The organism is Streptomyces sp. NBC_00442, from assembly GCF_036014195.1.
Taxonomy (GTDB): domain Bacteria; phylum Actinomycetota; class Actinomycetes; order Streptomycetales; family Streptomycetaceae; genus Streptomyces.
The window spans coordinates 2,432,927-2,451,266 of record NZ_CP107918.1; the positions used below are offsets into that span (position 1 = coordinate 2,432,927).

Annotated in this window: 14 protein-coding genes; 10 read left to right on the forward strand and 4 right to left on the reverse strand. The window is 73.1% G+C overall.

Annotation, left to right across the window (positions count from 1 at the left end; translation table 11 throughout):
* Positions 1-291: 291 nt before the first annotated feature.
* The 10 genes from sbnB to OG432_RS10750 all read left to right on the forward strand — a co-directional run bounded on the left by sbnB (position 292) and on the right by OG432_RS10750 (position 10,610).
* Positions 292-1,359 (forward strand): 2,3-diaminopropionate biosynthesis protein SbnB, encoded by a 1,068-nt coding sequence (gene sbnB / locus OG432_RS10705; RefSeq protein WP_328310133.1) that lies wholly within the window; start codon positions 292-294, stop codon positions 1,357-1,359.
* A 15-nt stretch (positions 1,360-1,374) separates the two neighbouring features.
* On the forward strand, positions 1,375-2,352 hold the full coding sequence (sbnA, locus tag OG432_RS10710) for a 2,3-diaminopropionate biosynthesis protein SbnA (RefSeq protein ID WP_328310134.1): 978 nt from the start codon (positions 1,375-1,377) through the stop codon (positions 2,350-2,352).
* 224 nt (positions 2,353-2,576) lie between these two features.
* Positions 2,577-4,811: an MMPL family transporter gene (locus OG432_RS10715; protein WP_328310136.1), complete on the forward strand. Its 2,235-nt coding sequence runs from the start codon at positions 2,577-2,579 to the stop codon at positions 4,809-4,811.
* Positions 4,812-5,030: 219 nt separating this feature from the next.
* Positions 5,031-5,939 (forward strand): hypothetical protein, encoded by a 909-nt coding sequence (locus OG432_RS10720; RefSeq protein ID WP_328310138.1) that lies wholly within the window; start codon positions 5,031-5,033, stop codon positions 5,937-5,939.
* Positions 5,936-6,478 carry a hypothetical protein gene (locus tag OG432_RS10725; RefSeq protein WP_328310140.1) on the forward strand — a complete coding sequence of 181 codons (543 nt, stop codon included), beginning with the start codon at positions 5,936-5,938 and terminating at the stop codon, positions 6,476-6,478. The genes OG432_RS10720 and OG432_RS10725 overlap by 4 nt, the downstream gene beginning before the upstream one ends.
* 29 nt (positions 6,479-6,507) lie before the next feature.
* The gene (locus tag OG432_RS10730) at positions 6,508-8,397 is read left to right on the forward strand and encodes a fatty acyl-AMP ligase (RefSeq protein WP_328310142.1); all 1,890 of its coding nucleotides are present in this window, start codon (positions 6,508-6,510) and stop codon (positions 8,395-8,397) included.
* A 61-nt stretch (positions 8,398-8,458) separates the two neighbouring features.
* The gene (locus tag OG432_RS10735; RefSeq protein WP_328310144.1) at positions 8,459-8,815 is read left to right on the forward strand and encodes an acyl carrier protein; all 357 of its coding nucleotides are present in this window, start codon (positions 8,459-8,461) and stop codon (positions 8,813-8,815) included.
* Positions 8,812-9,507, forward strand: coding sequence for a 4'-phosphopantetheinyl transferase family protein (locus OG432_RS10740; protein ID WP_328310146.1), 696 nt, complete (start codon positions 8,812-8,814; stop codon positions 9,505-9,507). Before OG432_RS10735 ends, OG432_RS10740 begins: the two co-directional genes overlap by 4 nt.
* Before the next feature lie 80 nt (positions 9,508-9,587).
* The gene (locus OG432_RS10745) at positions 9,588-9,956 is read left to right on the forward strand and encodes an ArsR/SmtB family transcription factor (RefSeq protein ID WP_328310148.1); all 369 of its coding nucleotides are present in this window, start codon (positions 9,588-9,590) and stop codon (positions 9,954-9,956) included.
* Positions 9,957-10,025: 69 nt separating this feature from the next.
* Positions 10,026-10,610: a Uma2 family endonuclease gene (locus OG432_RS10750; RefSeq protein WP_328310150.1), complete on the forward strand. Its 585-nt coding sequence runs from the start codon at positions 10,026-10,028 to the stop codon at positions 10,608-10,610.
* A gap of 20 nt (positions 10,611-10,630) precedes the next feature.
* Here OG432_RS10750 and OG432_RS10755 read toward each other — a convergent pair whose 3' ends face one another.
* From OG432_RS10755 to OG432_RS10770, 4 genes are read right to left on the reverse strand one after another with little or no spacing between them, the layout of a single operon-like run.
* Positions 10,631-14,356 carry a tetratricopeptide repeat protein gene (locus OG432_RS10755; protein ID WP_328310152.1) on the reverse strand — a complete coding sequence of 1,242 codons (3,726 nt, stop codon included), beginning with the start codon at positions 14,354-14,356 and terminating at the stop codon, positions 10,631-10,633.
* Entirely contained in the window at positions 14,353-16,158 is a 1,806-nt protein-coding gene (locus OG432_RS10760; protein ID WP_328310154.1) for a toll/interleukin-1 receptor domain-containing protein, read from the reverse strand. The genes OG432_RS10755 and OG432_RS10760 overlap by 4 nt, the downstream gene beginning before the upstream one ends.
* Positions 16,155-18,041: a hypothetical protein gene (locus OG432_RS10765; protein ID WP_328310156.1), complete on the reverse strand. Its 1,887-nt coding sequence runs from the start codon at positions 18,039-18,041 to the stop codon at positions 16,155-16,157. The genes OG432_RS10760 and OG432_RS10765 overlap by 4 nt, the downstream gene beginning before the upstream one ends.
* Positions 18,038-18,340: a hypothetical protein gene (locus OG432_RS10770; RefSeq protein ID WP_328310158.1), complete on the reverse strand. Its 303-nt coding sequence runs from the start codon at positions 18,338-18,340 to the stop codon at positions 18,038-18,040. Before OG432_RS10770 ends, OG432_RS10765 begins: the two co-directional genes overlap by 4 nt.

The following is an 18,340-nucleotide window of genomic DNA, read 5'->3' on the forward strand; positions in this document are numbered from 1 at the left end:
GTGACTCCCCTGTTCGGTAGCTCGATGAGTTCCGGGCAGTGGCTCCGGCCCATGGAGGGAAAGTGCTGGGTGGCGCCACCGGGGAAAGACACTACGGCCGGGTCAAATCGGCGCACAGATCATTAAGTGATGGCCGAAAAGCGCAGGTGGGGCCGGTTGTAGGGCCAGTTGGCGGCCCCAACCCGGGGTGCCGGTCCCGGCGTCAGCCCACTGTCAGTGCCGATGAGGAGCATGAAACGCGGGGTTACCGGGTGGGAATAGCTCCGCCCGCCCGCTGCAATGGAGAGTTGGATGACAAAGGAAGAACTTGTCCCGCCGTTCGCCGTGATCCCTGGCTCGCAGGTCCACAGCATTCTCACCGGCCATGAGCAGCACACCATTGATCTGGTGGAGGCCGCCTACCGGGTGCACGGCGAGGGCGACACGGTCAACCCACCGTCGTATTTCCTGCGCTTTCCGGACCGCCCCACCGCCCGGATCATCGCGCTGCCCGCCTCCATAGGCGGCGAGACGAGGGTCGACGGGCTGAAGTGGATCTCCAGCTTCCCGGAGAACGTGGCCGCGGGAATCCCCCGCGCCTCCGCGGTGCTCGTGCTCAACGACCACGACACGGGCTACCCCCTGGCGTGCCTGGAGAGCTCGATCATCAGCGCCGCACGGACTGCGGCCTCCGCGGCGCTCGGCGCCGACCTGCTCTCCCGGACGCCGGGACGCACCCGGCCCAGGCGGGTCGGCTTCATCGGCACGGGGTTCATCGCGCGCCACATCCACACCTATCTCGCGGGCGCCGGCTGGTCCTTCGACGAGGTGGGGGTGCACGACCTGTCGGCCGAGTACGCGGGCGGCTTCCGCTCCTACCTGGAGGGCTCGGGCGAGAGCGGGCACATCACCGTGCACGAGAGCGCCGAGGAGCTGATCCGCTCCTCGGACCTGGTGGTCTTCGCCACCGTCGCGTCCGCGCCGCACGTCCACGACCCCGACTGGTTCACGCACAACCCGGTGGTCCTGAACATCTCGCTGCGCGACCTGGCGCCCGAGGTGCTGCTCGCCTCGGCGAACGTGGTCGACGACATCGAGCACTGCCTGAAGGCCGACACCTCCCCCCATCTGACCGAACAGCTCACCGGGTCACGGGAGTTCATCGACGGCACGCTGGCCGAGGTGATGGCGGGGAAGGTGGAGATCCCGGCGGACCGGCCGGTGGTGTTCTCGCCGTTCGGGCTCGGGATCCTCGACCTCGCGGTCGGCAAGTTCGTGTACGACGAGGTCCTCGCACGGAACGAACTCAACGTGATCGAGGGCTTCTTCCACGAGGTGGACCGGTATGGCCGCGCTGGCGCGACCAGCGGCCGTTCCTGAGGCGAGGGGGCCCAAGTGCCGGTGATCTCCGTCCCGGAGGACTTCCACATGGAGGATCTCTATGTGGACCTGCGGTCCGTCCTGGACGCTCCGCTGTATCTGAAGTGCGAAGGCTTCAACTTCGCCGGGTCGATCAAACTCAAGGCGGCGCGGTCGATGATCGCGGACGCCGAGCGCAAGGGGCTGCTCACACGGGACTCGGTGATCGTCGAGTCCTCGTCGGGAAACCTCGGGGTCGCCCTGAGCATGATCGCGGCGAGCCGGGGTTATTCGTTCCTGTGCGTCACGGACACCCGCTGCAACCTCAACACCAGACGGTTGATGGAAGCGATGGGCGCCCAGGTGCACACCATCACCGAGCCCGACCCCGAGAGCGGCTTCCTCGGCGCCAGACTCGACTTCGTCCGCAAGCTGTGCGCGTCGGACAGCCGCCATGTGTGGCTCAATCAGTACGCCAATCCGTGCAACTGGCAGGCGCACTACCGCAGTACGGCGCCTGCCATCGCCGAACGCTTCCCGGACCTCGACGTGCTCTTCGTCGGGGCCGGCACCACCGGGACGCTGATGGGCTGCGCCCGGTACTTCAAGGACTCGGGCCGGCCGGTCACCGTGGTCGCCGTCGACTCGGTCGGCTCGGTCACGTTCGGCGGGCCGCCCGCGCCCCGGATGATCCCGGGCCTTGGCTCCGGCGTACGGCCCCAGCTGCTCGACACGTCGTTCGTGGACGACGTGGTGCACGTGCCGGAGATCGACACGATTCGGGTCGCCCATCAACTGGCCTCGGGCGGCTTCCTGTTCGGCGGCTCCACCGGGACCGTCCTCTCGGGCGCGATCAGGTGGCTGGCCGAGAACCGGGACGGCAGGCCCTGCACGGCCGTGGCCGTCTCACCGGATCTGGGCGAGCGCTATCTCGATTCGATCTACCAGAGCAACTGGGTGAGCGAGCTCTACGGGGCTCACGCGCTGGACTTCAGTGGCGCCCAGGCGCATTGACGGGATGTGGATGACACCCCGTCAAAACAGTTGCCCTGACCGGTTTTTGGCGGCCCCCGCCCCCTGCACCGCAGGTGGTGGGGGCCGCTTGGCGTCCGCGGAAGGCGCGCCGGGAAGAGCGGCGCCGACGCCCCGCCGTTCAGGGTTGACGGTCCACAGCACCACATGTAATTCTCGACTTACACCCGTTGGGTAGCAGCGACAGCCGTAAGGAGCTGGGTTCAGTGAAGAAACAGCCAATCACCGTGAAGGTGGCGAGCTGGAGTGCCCTGCACCCAGGACGGGCCATCCTCGGTTGGTTCGTCTTTGTCGCCTTGTGCCTCGTCATCGGCGGTGCCGTCGGCACGGTCGACGCCGGGGACAAGGACTACTGGGTGGGTGAGGCCGGCCACGCCGAGTCGATCGCCACCGAGGGCAACCTCCAGCACAAGTCCGCCGAACGGATCATGATCACCGACCCGTCCGGTGCGGCACCCGGAGCGGCCGCCCGCAGCGCCGCCGAGGACGTCGCGTCCCGGATGAAGCAGCTGCCCGAGGTCCAGAGCGTCGCCGCTCCGGTGCGCTCGGCCAACGGCAAGATGCTCATGGTCGAAGTGACCATGAAGGGCCTGCGGCTCGAGGCCCAGCAGCACATCCAGCCGCTGCTCGACCAGACCGCCGAGGTGCAGAAGAAGCACCCGGACGTGAAGGTCGAGGAGTCCGGCGACGCCTCGGTCGAGATGGGCCTGGACAAGTCGCGCGACGACGACCTCTCGTCGTCGGAGATGATCACCTTCCCGATCACGCTGATCACCCTGCTGGTCGTGTTCGGTTCGCTGATCATGGTCGGTGTGCCGCTGCTGCTCGCGGTCTCCTCGATCGGCGCCGCCATGGGCCTGTCGCAGCTGATCTCGCACCTGGTGCCCGACGCGGGTGTCGGCAAGAGCGTCATCCTGCTGATCGGCATGGCGGTCGGCGTCGACTACACGCTCTTCTACCTCAAGCGGGAACGGGAGGAACGGGCGCTGGCCGGCGGCCGGCTGAGCCCCGAGGCCCTGGTGGGCATCGCGGCCGCCACCTCGGGCCGTGCGATCGCGGTCTCCGGACTCGCCGTGGCCCTGTCCACCGCCACCCTCTTCCTCGCCACCGACATCGTCTTCACCTCGCTCGCCGTCGCCACCATCGTGGTGGTCCTGGTCGCGGTCCTCAGCTCCATGACCGCGCTGCCCGCCCTGCTGGTCGTGATCGGCCGGCGCCTCGACCGCAAGAGCGCACGCGCCGCCGAGCGCGGCAAGAAGGTCAAGCGTCACAAGTCCGAGGAGACGGGCCGGATGTGGTCCGCGCTGCTGCGGCCCGCACGGACCCGCCCGGCGGCCACCCTGCTGATCTCGGTGCTCGTCATGGTCGGCCTCGCGGTCCCCGCGTTCGGCATGCACCTGCGGGTCCTGAACCTCGCCACCCAGTCCCGGCAGATCCCCGAGCTGAAGACCTACGACCGCCTCAACGACGCCTTCCCCGACCTGCTGGCCGAGCACTGGGTGATGGTGCGCGACAACAACCCCGGCGAGAAGGCCGCGGTGCAGTCGGCCCTCAAGGACCTGGCCGCCAAGGCACAGGCCGACCCGATGTTCTCCAAGAAGCCGCCGAAGCTGGAGACGACCGCCGACGGCCGGATCAGCGTCATGACCCTGTCCGTCCCCTACAACCTGAGCTCCTCCCAGGCGCACGACTCACTGAAGGAACTGCGCCAGACGTATCTGCCGCAGACGCTCGGGAAGGTGCCGGGCGCCGACTTCGGGGTCAGCGGGCCCGTGGCACAGGACGCCGACTACCTCGCCCACCAGAACGACAAGCTGCCCATCGTCGTCGGGTTCCTGCTCCTGCTGACCTTCATCCTGACGCTGTTCGTCTTCGGCTCGGCGACCATCGCCGCCCTGGGCGTCCTGCTCAACCTGCTCTCCGTCGGCGCCTCGTTCGGACTGGTCGTCGTCTTCTTCCAATGGGGCCTGGCCTCGACGGTGTTCGGCTTCGAGGACAGCGCCACCCATGCGATCGGCTCCCGCGTTCCCCTGTTCCTCTTCGTGATCCTGTTCGGCCTGTCGATGGACTACCAGGTCTTCGTCGTCAGCCGGATCAAGGAGGCGGCGCTGCGCGGAGTTCCCACCCGGCAGGCCGTGATCGACGGGATCGGGCACTCGGCCAAGGTCGTCACCAGCGCGGCGGTCGTCATGGTCACGGTCTTCGCGAGCTTCATGTTCCTGCACCTGGCGGAGATGAAGCAGATCGGCTTCAGCCTCGCGGTCGCGGTCCTGCTCGACGCCTTCATCATCCGCGTCATGATCCTTCCCGCCGCCCTGATGCTGCTCGGCAACGCCAGCTGGTGGCCGTCCCGCAAGATGCGCCGTGCCCAGGAGCACGCCGCACCCGCACCGGCCGGCGGCGCGCCGTCCCCCCACCCGGCGGCGCAGCTCTACCGCTAGCCACCGGGTCCCCCTGACGGACGTCGGACCGGAATCCCCCGCTGGTCCGGCGTCTGATCCTCCCCGCCGCCGCCCCTCGTGGGCGGCGGCGGCTTTCGTCCCGCGGTACGCGGCGGCTTCCGTCAGCTCCCTGTCAGGCCCGGCGACGACCATCGTCACCGGGTCGTCGCGACGAGGACGGTCCACTGCCACGACCAGTGAGCCGACGCGGAGGCCGGGATGAGCGTGATCAGCGCCGTGGGATCGGCGGAGGCCGTAGAACGGTCACTCCGCGCGGTCGAGGACCTCGTGCTCGACGAGGTCCTCCTGTCGTTCCCCTACAACAGCGGGTCCCAGCTGCACGAGTACTTCGGCGCGGGCCCGGCGCCACGCGCCTTCGGCGGCTCCTGCGCCTGGCAGTCCTTCGAGGCGGGGCGCCTGGTGGCCGAGATGGCGGGCCGCCAGGCCGAGTACCGCATCGACGGACGCCATGTGGGGGTCGTCCACCGCGACGCCGACTCCCTCACCGTGCTCGACCCCTATCTGCTGCACTGCCGCCCGCTCCGGCTCGTGCGGGCCGGTGCGGTGGACGGGGTGGTCCACCTCGCGGCCGAGGCCTATCCCCACCGGGTACGCGCCGACGGCTCGCCCGCGCCGAGCGGCGTACGGGTGCAGTGGCGGCTCGACGACGACTCGGTACGCCTCACCTACGTACGGTTCAGCCCGCGCCGCGGCCACAACGTGATCTCGCGTTCCTTCCTGCTCGCCGCCGACCGGACGCTCGGCGCCGTACCGCCCGACCCCGCGTGGGTACGGCCGCAGCTGCTCCACCCGGAACAGCACAGCGTGTCGGTGCGGGTGCTGCACCCCGCGGAACGCCGGCTCGCCGAGCTCGTCCTGCCCCTCGCCGGGCCGTGGCCCGCCGGCCCCGCGAGCTCGCTGCTCCCCCGGCTGATCAGCAAGAACAACCAGGGCGCCGTCGCCCGGTACGGGACCGCGGCGTTCGACCGCGACAGCGAACTCGTCGCGGACGCCGTCGCCGTGGACCGCGCCGACGTGTACGGCTTCCTCCTGGAGGCGGCGGCGCTGCACCGGGCGGCCGCCCCCGCCGGGCTCGCACTCGCCGACTACAGCCTGGAGGACGAATGACGACCACAGCGCCGCCCCGCACCGCCGAGCGGGCGCGCTCGTTCTTCCTCGCCGGCACCATGCAGGGTGCGCGGACCGGCTCCAACCTCGTCGACCAGTCGTACCGGGCGGCGCTGACCTCGGCGATCCTCGCCCACCGCCCCGACGCCGTCATCCACGACCCCGGGGCCCTGATGGCCCAGTGGGAGGCGGAGTGCCGGGGCGACGTGCGTGCCGCGCACGCGGCGCTCAGCGCGCTGCCGGCCGTCCGCCGCGACGACCTGGCACCCGAACTCCTCGCCCTGACCGAGATGTTCCACCACCTCACACGGCTCGCCGCGCGCAGCGACATCTGCGTGGCGTGGCTGCCGGGACACGAACCCAGCATGGGGACGGCCGCCGAGATGCTGTCCGCCTTCCGCGCGGGCCGCACCGTCGTGGCCATCACGGCCATGTGCCAGAACCTCGCCGTGCTGGCCTGCTCGACGGTGATCCTGCCGGACCTGCCCGCGTTCCAGGAGTGGCTCGACGACGGCGCGCTGCCCGGCCACACCTTCTGACGAGCCGCGCCGACCGAGAGGAGCCGACCGTGAACCAGCTGATCCGCACCGCACAACCGCCGTCCCCCGCAACCGTCGTGGAGGCGCTGCTGCTCCGCGCCTCGGGACCGGACGCCGCCCGCCCCGTGTTCACCGCCCTCGGCGCCGGCGGCGAGCGGGCCGACCTGGTCGATGCGACGGAGCTGCTCGGTCGGGTCCGCGCCACCGCCGCGGCCCTGCGCCCGGTGGCATCCGCCGGCGACCGGGTCATCGTGCCCGCGCTGCCCGGAGTCGACTTCCCCGTCGGTTTCCTCGCCTGCCTGTACGCGGGGCTCATCGCCGTGCCCGTACCGCCGCTGCGCACCGGCGCCCGCCCCCGCACGAGCGAGCGCGCCGACCGGCTCGCGGTGATCCGCCGGGACTGCGGCGCCGTCGCGGTGCTGGTGTCCACGGCCGACGAGGCGAGCGCGGGCGAACTCCAGGACGCGGACGCGGTCCTGGGCGCGGAGGCGGTCCAGGGCACGGGGACGGGGACGGGGACGGGGACGGTCCAGGGTGCCGGCGCGTCCCGGTTCGCGTGGATCCCCGTCGCGCGGTCGCCTTCCGCGCCCGGCAGCGACGTCCCGGCCGCGCCCTCGGCCCTCGACCCCGCGGCCGTGGCCCTGCTCCAGTACACCTCGGGATCGACCAGCGACCCCCGCGGGGTGATGGTCGCCCACCGCAACCTGGTCGCCAACCAGGTCGCCCTGCGCGACCGCTGCGACATCGACTCCGCCACCACCGTGGTCAGTTGGCTGCCCTTCTTCCACGACATGGGGCTCTGCACCGGGGTCGTCCTGCCGCTGGTGTCGGGCGCGGCGGCCGTCACGATGGAGCCCGCCACCTTCGTGCGCGACCCCATGGTGTGGCTGCGCGCGATCGAGGCCGAGGAGGACGTGTTCGCGGCCGCGCCGGACTTCGCGTACGAGCTGTGCGTGCGGCGCGTCCCGGCCGACGAGCGCGCCCGCCTCGACCTGTCGACGTGGCGGGTGGCGGCCAACGGGGCGGAGCCGGTGCGGGCCGAGACCCTGCGCCGCTTCGCGGACGCCTTCCGCTCCTCGTTCTTCCGTCCGGAGGTGTTCTCGCCGGGCTACGGGCTCGCCGAGTGCACCCTGAGCGTCACCCTGAGCCGCCCGCTGTACGAGGCTCCGGTGCGCCGGTACGACCGGGACGCGCTGGCGCGGGGCGCGGCGGTACCCGCGGAGTCGCCCGGCAGCGCGGTCGAACTGGTCGGCTGCGGCACCGCGTTGGCCGATGTGCGGATGCTCGTCGTCGACCCCGAGACCCGCCGCGCGCTGCCCGAGGGCTCGGTCGGCGAGATCTGGGTGGACTCGCCCGGCAACTGCCTGGGGTACTGGGGCCGGGAGGCGGAGTCGGCGCAGGTGTTCGCGGCGCGGCTCGACGGCGAGGACCCGGAGACCGTAGAGGACCCGGAGGCCGCGGAGGACCCGGAGGCCGCGGACCGCGCCCGGGGAACGGTCTACGTGCGCACCGGCGACCTGGGATGCGTCGAGGACGGCGAACTGTTCATCACGGGCCGGCTCAAGGACGTCCTCGTGGTGGGCGGCGAGAACTACTTCCCGCAGGACATCGAGGCGGTGGCCGGCGCCGCGCACGCCGCGTTCGCGCACCAGCGGGCCGCCGCGTGGCCGCTGGACGAGGAGCGGCCGGGGGTGGCGGTGGTCGTCGAGACGACCGAGCGCGACCCCGAGGTCCTCGCCCACGCCGTGCGTGCCGCGGGCATCGCCGTCGCGCGGGCGCTGCCCGCGCCGGTGAGCGTCTTCGCCGTGGCACGCAACCAGGTGCCCCGCACCACCAGCGGCAAGACCCGGCGCCGCGACTGCGCCAAGGACGTGCGGGCCGGGCGGCTGCCGCTGCTCGCCCAGTGGTCGAGCCGGTGAGGCGGACCGGCCCCCCGGCCGCCCCGGCCCCCGCCCCGCACAAGCGAAGGAGAGCATGCCCATGAACAGCCAGGCCCCCACCGCACCGACGGCTGCAACGGAACGCCAGGTTGCGGACCACCTCGTCCAACTCCTCGCAGAACTATTGGAGTTGGATCCCGATCTCGTCGACCGGGAGGTACCGCTCAGTGCATACGGGATCGACTCGATGACCAGCACCTGGCTGGCGGGCGAGCTCGGCGAGCGGTGCGGGGTCGAGATCGACCGCGCGGTGCTGCTCGACCGGCCGAGCGTGACGGAGGTGGCCGAGGACGTGGTGGCGACGCTGAACCGCGCGCGGCGCGAGCCCCGGACCGACCCGGGCAAGGGCACTGCCACGGACACGGGTACCGATTCCCTCACCCCGCAGCCGAGTTGATCGAAGCCGTCCTGCCGCGCGCCGTCGCCGCCGCCGAGCACTTCGCGGACACGCCGGACTCGGGCCTCTTCCCCGCCGAGCGGGCGCTGATGGCGGGGGTGGGCGCCGGACGCCGCCGGGAGTTCACCACCGTGCGGCACTGCGCCCGCCTCGCCCTGCGCGAGCTCGGGGTGGCGCCGGCCCCGCTCCTGCCGGACGCCGGGGGCGCCCCGCGCTGGCCGGCCGGGACCGTCGGCAGCATGACCCACTGCCGCGGCTACCGGGCCGCCGTCGCCGCGCCGCACACCGCGGTACGCGCGCTCGGCATCGACGCCGAACCGAACCGCCCGCTGCGCGACGGCGTCCTCGCGTCGGTGGCCCGCGCCGAGGAACGGGAGGACCAGCTCGCGCTGCTGCGCCTCGACGCGGCCGTCCACTGGGACCGGCTGCTGTTCTGCGCGAAGGAAGCCGCGTTCAAGGCGTGGTATCCCGAGGGCGCCCGCCCCGGCCTCGCCCGGCCGCGCAGCCTGCACGACATCCACGTCACCCTGCGCCCCGCGACCCCCGGCGACCGCCCCGACCGGGGCACCTTCCAGGCACGGGTACTGCCCGGCCGCCCGGAAACGGCCCGCTTCCCGGGCCGCTGGCTGGCGACGGAGGACTTCCTCCTGACGGCGGTGGCGGTGCCCGCCGTTCCGCCCAGATGCCTGTAGGCCGGGACGAACGTTTGACAGCCGTTCATTCCATGGGAAAGTCTCGGCCTACAGGTTTCCGGGATCGCTAGAGGTGGGCCATGACGAGCGAGGAGCTTCTGGCTGTACTTGCCGCCGTCGGCCATGCCCAGCGGCTGAGGGTCATCGCCGAGCTCTCCGAAGGCCGGATGTACGTCAGCGAGCTGGCCCGCCGCCTCGGCATGTCGCGCCCCCTGCTCTACATGCACCTGGAGCGGCTGGAAAAAGCCGGTCTCGTCCTCGGCAGCCTGGAGCTCTCCGAGGACGGCAAAGCCCTCAAGTACTTCGAGCTGGCCCCCTTCGACCTGCGGGTGAACCTCGCCACCATCCTCGCAGCAGTGGCGGAGGACGCCGCGGCGGGCCTGCCCACGGGCGGAACGCAAGAGCCGGAACCGGCCGCCGGGGCGAAGCCGAAACGCAAGCGCGCGTAGCTCCGAGAACGGCTCGGGAGCCCCTGATCAGCGCCTCCGGCGCGGCGTCGCAGGCGCTATCGTGAAGCCATGACCGCACTGCCCGACTGGCTACGCCCGCCGCGCGCGGAAGGCTGGTTCGCGGAGGACCTGGACCACCTCCCGGAAGCGCCGCGTCACACCGAGCTGATCGACGGTGCCCTCGTATTCATGATGTCGCCCCAGCGTTGGTGGCACGGAGCACTTGTCACCGACCTCACCGTCGCCCTGCGCACGCAGGCTCCAGAAGGTTTCGAGGTCGGTCGTGAGATGACCATTCGCCTCGATTCCCGCAACCGCCCCGAGCCGGATCTGCTGGTGACAACAGCCGGCTTCGAGGGCGACCGCACCTGGTTCACCCCGGACGAAGTGCCCCTCGTCGTCGAGGTCGTCTCCCCCGAGTCGGCCCACCGGGACCGCACGGTCAAGCTCCGCAAGTACGCCGAGGCCGGCATCGCGCACTACTGGCGCGTCGAGGACGAGGACGGGGCGCCCGTCGTGCACGTCTACGAACTCGACGGCCCGACCCGCAGCTACGTGCCCGCGGGCATCTTCCGGGGCGCTCTGCGCCGGCCCGTGCCCTTCGCGATCAGCCTCGACCTGGACTCGCTCACGCCCGGCCGCCGGGCTCGCTGAGCTCGCCGTCCGGGGGCCCGTCAAGCCCGGTCCGGGCGGACCGCGCGGAGGATCTCCTCCAGTTTCGCCCGGCGGGTCTCGTCCTTGAGGGGGCCCGCGTCGACGACTTGTTCCTGCGAACCGGCCGCGTCCCCCGCGAACCTGGCCTCTCCGGTGCCGAGGAGCGCGGTGGCGTGGTGGGCGCATTCGGCGCGGGCCAGGTCGAGCCGGTCGCGCAGGGTGCGGCGGCCCGCGCCGGCGGACGAGCGGATCTGCTCGCGGAGCTGCCAGGCCTGTGCGTACAGCGCGGTCACCAGGTGGTAGCGCGCCTCCACGTTGCCCGGATCCGCCTTCCACAGGGCGCGCAGTTCATCCGCGAGCAGGCGGGCGTCGTCGGGGCGGTCGCGGTGCGCGGCCATGGTCGCCGCCACGACCAGGACGCGGCCGCTCTGGACCGTCTCGGCGTCGCTCCACCGCGCCAGGTCCTCGGCGATGCGCCGGGCCTGCGGCACCTGCCGATCCGAGCCGATCCAGCGGTTGTACGCCTCGATCAGGAGGTAGCGCAGCCGCTCGTCGTCGGATCCGCCGTCCAGGAGCGCCCGTAGCTGGGTGACGGCCTCGGCGTACGCGCCGCGGTCGATGTCGTGGCGGACGAACGCCACCGCGAGTTTCTGCCGGCCGCGTTCGCCGAACGCCTCGCGGCGCGCCGCCGACAGCGCCTCGCGCGCCTCGTCGTGCCGGTCGAGGCTGGTGAGCAGTCTGGCCAGGGCGCGGGCGGGCCCGGTGGCGCCGGGCAGGCGTGCCACCCATCGCCTCAGCCCGGTCACGGCGGCCTCCACGACCTGCCGTTCGGCGTCGTCACCGGGCGTCGCCTTCGTCTCCAGGAGGGCGAACGCGGAGCGCGCGGAGGGGTGGTAGAGCTGCGTCGGGTCGTCGAGGAGGTCCGCGTACCGTTCGGGAACGGCGTCGCCGCCGCGCCCCCAGGAGCGGGCGGTGCGCCGGAACCGCTCGGGAAAGTCCTGGGTCGCGGCGCCCGCCGAGGTCTCCTCCGCCGCGTCGTAGATCCTGCTCAGCGCGAAGGCGCAGGCGAGCTGGGCGAGTTGGTTGTGGCGTGCGACGGTCTCGGCCGGATCGCCCGGGATGCCGAGGAGCCGGGCGGCGCGCAGCACCACCTCGTTCGCCGGGTCGAGCGGCATCGCGTCCACGAGCCGCAGGTTGGCGATGACGTCGCCCGAGTACTCGGTGAGCGGCCACTCCGCGTCCGCTCCGGTCAGCGCCCGCACGAGCCGCAGCCGCCACAGGATGCGCCCGCGCACCCACTTCTCGTGCTCCTGCTCCTCGGCCTCGTCGCCGGGCCTGCGGGTGCGGCCGTGAGTCTGGGACGCGTCCCGGTACGCGTCGTCGATCCGCTGCCGGCACAGTTTCGCGAACGGCTCCCGCACCCGGGCCGGCAGCTCGCGTACGGCCGCGTCGACGGTCCGCGTGGCGCGGTCGCGGGCGGCTGCGAGCTCGGCCTCGCCGACCGAGCGGGCGACGCCGAGCAGCAGCGTCGGTGTGCGGTGGACGAGCATGTGGTTGAGCTCTTCGAGACGCAGGTGGGCCGTGGCGATCGCGACCTTGCCGGTGCTGGCGAGGACCGGCGGCACGTCACGCGGGTCCCCCTCCAGCTCGCTGTCGGGCGCCGCACCCGCGCACAGCGGGGCCGTGCCGAACGATCCGGCCAGGACGCGGTGCACTTCGGCGCGCTCGGCGGCGCCCCTGCGGATGTCGCCGTGGGCCAGGTCGCGCAGGTACAGCGCTTCGAGATGGCGGCGCCAGGCCTGCGCGGCCGGGACCAGGTCCCCCGCGGAGGTGTGTGCCACGGCGAGGTTGCGCAGCACGCCGGGGTGGACCGGGTCGTCCTTGAGCATGGCGTTCCAGCGCCGCCGGGCCGCGGCCGTGCGGCCGAGGCGCAGGTCCGACTCGCCCTGCTGCCCGCCGAGGTAGGCGCGGAGCAGGGTGACCGCCTCGCGGTGCCGCAGGGCGGGCGGGTAGGCGTCGAGGGTCCGCCAGGCGTCGTCGAAGTTGGCGTCGAGCCGGGCCTCGGCGGCTTCGAGGGCGTGGGCGACACGCTCGCGCGGGCCGGCGTCGGCGGGCGGCGGCGCGGGGGCCGGGATCCGGTCGGCTGGCGGGCCCGGGACGGCCGCGACGGAGCCGGGCCCGGCGGACCCGGACCCGGACCCGGCCCCGGGTCCTGACCCGGCCCCGAATCCGGAGGGCTGATCCGCCTCCAGCGCCGCGAGACGCTCCCCGAGCCCCAGCCCTTCGGCGGACGGAACAGGTCCGGCCCCCGCGAACTCCCCGGCCCTGGCGGCCAGTTTGCGCTCGACCTTCTTGGTCAGGATGCCGCGCAGACTGCCCAGCGGCTGCTGGAACAGCGCCTCGCACTCCTCCACCCGGCGGCGGAACTCCTCGAACTCCATGACGAGACCGGTGGGTTCGGCGTCCTTGAACCGGTGGAGCGCGGCGAGCCACGCCTGGCGCACCGCTTCGAGGCGGACCACGAGCGCGGCCAGGATCTCCTTGTCCCCCGCGACCCGGCCGAAGTCGTCCGCGGTGCCGAGCGCGCCCTTCGCCAGGACCTTGGCGTGCACGAGCGCGTCGTCGCCGAGCCCGCGCAGGCGGGCGGCGGCCTCCTCGAACACCGCGAGCCGTTCGTCGGGCCCCGCCGGCTCCGCGGCCGCGGTCACGGCCGGCGCCGGCACGTCCCGCATCGGCTCGGGCGGCCCCGCGCCGAGCGCCTTCCGCGCGGCGTGCAGCGCCTTCTCGTGCCGGCCGGGCTCGCCGTCCGTGACGCCGTCCCTGAAGGCCCTGGCCGCCGCGTGGGCGCCGAGGTCGGGGAAGCGCAGCGGCCGCCAGAACAGCCGTTGGCGGTGGATCAGGGCGGTGAGCGTGTCGGGCAGCGAGCCGTCCGCGAGGCAGGCCGCGAGCCGGTCGGGGAGTTCGGCGCGGTCGGTCTCGAACAGGTCGCAGACCAGGTGCAACAGGCGGATCGCCGGGCCGTCCCGCTCGGGCAGGCGCTCTGCCAGACGGCGTACCGTCGCGGCCGGATAGCCGTACACCAGCCACTCCACGGCGAGCACGGTGAACGCGGCGGTGCCGCCACGGCGCCGGTCCGCGAGGCCGGCGATGTCCGCGAGTTCGACGGCCAGGACGTCCCGGCCTCGCTCAGCGGTCCGCCCGCGCAGCCTCCCGTCGGCCGCCATGTCGCGGATGCCGGACCAGCGGCACTCGCCGGGCCGCAGCAGCGGCACCAGGGGCTCGGCCTGCGGGTCGAAGTCGTCGCGGCCCGCGCGGATCGTGTCGGCGATCGTCTCCGCAAGCCTGCGGTCGTCGCCGTCGTACCCCTCGGTGCCGGCGCGGGCCTCGTCGCGCAGGCGGTGGGCGAGACTCAGATGGGCCCGGATCCGGTGATGTGCGGGAGACAGCTCGGCGGCCGCCGTCAGCCAGCGGACCGCCGCGTCCAGGCGCCCGTGGCGCAGATGGAGCAGTCCCACGTGATACGGGTGCTTGGGGTTGGCGTTGTCGAGGCGGTGCGCACGGGCCAGCAGGGTCAGCGCCTGCGCGGGCTCGGTCGAACGGTGCACGCCGATCCGGAAGAAGGCTTCGACAACCGCGTCCAACTGCCCCTGGGTGATGGGCTGTTGGCGCTCGTAGTCGGCCCACAGCTGTCCGGCCATCCGCCACAGCACATCGGGCCTGCCCTCCAGCGCCTTCGAGGACGTCATGCCCGCTCCCTCCGCGCCGGGCCGCCGCCGCCCAGTTCTTCCGGCGGCACGATCAGGATCCGTTCGCCGTCCGACACCGCGACCCGCAGCCCGTCCGCGGACAGGGCCATCGGATGCTTGGACACATAGGTCGTACGGCCGTCGCGGACCAGCGCGTGCGAGCCGTCGGGGTGGGCGAGGACGAGCAGCCGACCGCCTCGGGCGGCGGCCACCGGCCGGGCGCCCGGCACCGTGTGGAACCCGACGCGCACCGCGAGTTCGGCGTCGAAGCAGACTCCGTGGCCGCCCGCGTCGACGATGGCGGTCAGTTCCTCACCGGGCAGCGTCGCGGTGATCGCGCCGATGGGCTGGGAGACCTGGAGCAGCCGGCCGCCGGCCGGGTCGAGGCGGTGGATCCGCCGCTCGCCGACGACCAGCACGAAGTCCCGCACCCTGGCCATCGCGAGCAGCATCGGCTCCAGAACGTGCTCGGCCCCGGCCCGGCCGCCGGTGTATCGGGTGAGTCCGCCGTCCAGGCCGCCCACCAGCAGCCCGTCGCTCACGGCCGTCAACACCTGGACGCCCGACCGGTGTTCGAGCACCCGCTCCGGTGCGCCGCCGTCGAGCGTGAGGCGCCACACGGTGCCGCCCCACAGGCCGGCGTACACGGTGTCGTCGGCGTCGAAGGCCAGCGCGCCCGGCACGTTGAACCGGGCGCCGCGCCGCGCCGGAAGGTCCACGGCGCGGACCCGGCCGTCCGGGTCGGCGAGGACCACACGACCCGACCAGTCGGCGACGGCGATGAGGCGCCGTCCGCGCGCCCAGAGCCGCGGCCGCTCCCGCAACTCCGCGGTGCCGCCGGACTCGTGTGCCGCCGTGTGGACGCTCAGGGTCCGGCCGTCGAGGACGGCGAGCGCCCGGCCGTCCGGGAAGAACACCGGGCGTCCGCGCGCGGCGAGTGCGGGCCGGTCGGGCTCGTTCCAGGCGGGCGGCTCGTCGGGCGCACCGACCGGGAAGGGCGCGGTGGTGGCGGGCTCGCAGCCGGGGGCCGACGCGACGAGCCGGACCTCGGCGGCGTCGCCCCGGAACGCGAGGTCGGCGAAGACGGCCGTGTTCCCCTCGACGGGCACGGTGAGCGTGCCCGTCAGCCCGGCCCCGGCCGGCTCGGCGCTGAGGGTGACCGCGGCGTCGGCCGGCCACTGCGGGGTGCCGTCCGGTACGGAGCCGATGACGGTGACCGGCGCCAGCGTGTGGCCGACGACCGCCCCGCCGGCCTGGGCGTCGAACCGCAAGGTGGTGCGCGTCCCCGCGGTGCGCAGCCCCACGGCCCTGCGCACCTCCTCGATCCAGTGCGGCCGCGTGGTGGGGATCCAGTTGATCCGGTTCACGATGTACGGAACCTTCGCGGCGGCGCCCGGGTCGATGAGCAGCGGAATGAGCCGGCCGCCCTCGGGCGGGTTCAGCTTGTACGCCTCGTGCAGTTCCCACTGGCAGACGGGCTTGTCGAAGTACGTCTGCGAATAGAGCGCGACCACGTGGCGGCTGCCCGGCAGGGCCTCTTCGAGGAAGCTCTGCCAGTCCACGCCGAGCGGGGTGCCGCTGGTGCGGGACACGTCGAGGTAGATCTTCGGCGCCCCGCCCTCGGCGGTCACGCAGCCGTTGAGGGCGTCGTGCAGGTCCTTGGCCTGGATGTAGTCCTCGCGCGCGTAGCTGATGAACACGTCCCACTGCCCGCCGGCGGGCGGCGCCGTCACCCCGCCGGCCGTCGTCGGGGCGCCGTGTCCGGCCGAGGTCGTCGCGGCGTCGTGCCCGGCCGTCGTCATCGCAGCGTCCCGGCGATCGTCGCGATCAGTTCGTCGAGCAGTTTCTGGTCGCGGGGATCGAGGGCGTTCTTGGCGCCGCGGCGCAGCCGGCGCGCGTCTTCGAGGATCCGGGTGAGCTGACCGCGCACGAGGTGCGGATCGGGGCGCAGCCGCGCCAGGGTCTGGGACTGCTGCTCGGCCAGCTGGTTGAACCGCCGTACGAGACTGGAGACTTCGATGCTCGCCTTCACCTTGTCGACCTCTGCCCGGCGGGTTTTCACCAGGGCGGCCAGTTCGTCCAGCTGGGCGGCCGCGCCCTGCCGCGCCGTCCTGCGCGCGCCGGTGATGTCGGCGGCGACCGCGTCCAGCGCACGCCCGAGCCGGACGGCTTCCGGCGTACTGGAGATACCGCCCTTGACGGTGGACATGACGCGGTCGTACTTCTCGTAGAGATCGGCCGCCACCATGGCGTCGGCGATCTCCACGAGCCGCTGCGCGACGGCCTGCCCGAGCTCGCGGACGATCTGGACGCCCGTCTCGCCGCGGACCGCCGAGGCCAGCGCGGGCAGCACGCGTTCGAGGTCGGTCAGGCGGTGGCGCAGCGCCAGAAGGCGTTGGACGCTCACGCCGTCGCGCACGGTTTCCATCGCGGCGACGTACTCGTCCACGACGGGGTTGACGAGCGAGGCCTCCTGCCAGCTCCTGATCGCACCCAGCAACTCGCCGGCCTGGGCGATGGTCGGGTCGCGCAGCGCGGTCTCGGCGCAGGCCGCCGCGCGGTCCGGGTCGCGCAGCAGCTGGTACAGGCAGGCGGCGTACAGGAAGTTGAGCCAGGGGAAGCGCGGCACGAGGGCGAGCACATGGGCGAGGAGGCGCTCGGCCTCCTCGTGCCGGCCGGCGCGCATCAGCTCGGCGGCGCGCTGCCCGTCGGCGTCGGCGATCAGCGCGTACAGGTCGTCGGCGCGGTCGGCGGGCAGCCGGGGCTCCGGGGGCGGTGCGTACCGGTCCGCCCGGCGCAGCAGCTGGGACAGGTACGTGTCGAAGTCGGTGACGGCGACGCTGTGGCGCCACCCGGGCTCCATGCGCGTCAGTTCGCGCCGGGCGCGGTGCAGGTCGCCCGTCTTGAACGCGGAGACGGCCGGTGCGACATGGGGTGCGACCACCACGAGCAGCAGTCTGCGCGCGAGGGCGGCCACCTGCTCGCCGTCGGTGTCGGCCTGCTCCGCGCCCCGCTCCGCGGTGCCGAGCGCCAGCTCCAGGTCGCCGTCGCGGGCCTGGCCGAGCGCGAGGAGGTAGGAGAGCGTGCCCTCCTCGGGTGCCAGCTCCACGAACGCCGCCACCCGGGCGAGCGCGCCCCGCGGGTCGGTGCGCACGGTCTGGGTGTACGCGGTGATCTCCACCGGGGTGAGCCGGCGGCGCAGTTCGCGGCGCAGGTCCCCGATCCGGTCGCGCAGGTCGTCGTCGGCCGGGGGCTCGTCGCGCAGGGGCCGCAGGATCCGCAGCGCCTCCACCTGGCCGGGCCCGCCCAGGTGGTAGAGACAGTAGGCGCGCAGATAGAGCCCTTCTTGATGCCCGGGGTGCGCCTCCAGGTACTCGTCGAGCAGTTCCTGGGCGATGGCGTACTGCTGTGCGGCGGCGTTCGCGCGGGCGTCTTCGAGGAGGTCCTCGTCGCCGCTGCCGAGGTCGAGCGACATCTCCAGGAGCGCGGAGACGGGCGGCGCGAGGATCAGTGCGGTCTGCGAGGCGACGGCGGCGGCCGCCTCGCGCGCCAGCTCTTCGAGCCGCCGGTCGTGCTCGGCGAAGTCGCCGTGCCCGGCGGCCTCGGCGAACTCGAAGGCGGGCGCCCGGAGCGACTGCACGGGGCGGATCTCCTGGAACGTGTGGTCGCGGCCGGTGCCGGTCACGGGCGCTCCCCCTCCTCGGGTGCTTCGCCGGGATCGGGCACCTGGCCGAGCGCGTGCTCGGCCAGCTCCCGGCACAGCAGGTACTCGGCTTCCTGGTCCACCTTCACCAGCAGGAGCAGCACCCGTGCGAGCGAGCTCTGCTCGAAGAGCTGGTCCTCGTCCGCCGTGGGGCTGTGCTCCACCGGCGGCAGCCGGTCGAGCAGCCCCGCGTGGTCGGCCACGGGATGCTTGTGCGGCAGAAGTCGCTCGAGGCGCCCGGGAGTTGCCCCGGACCGCCGGCTCGGCAGGTTCCTGGTCAT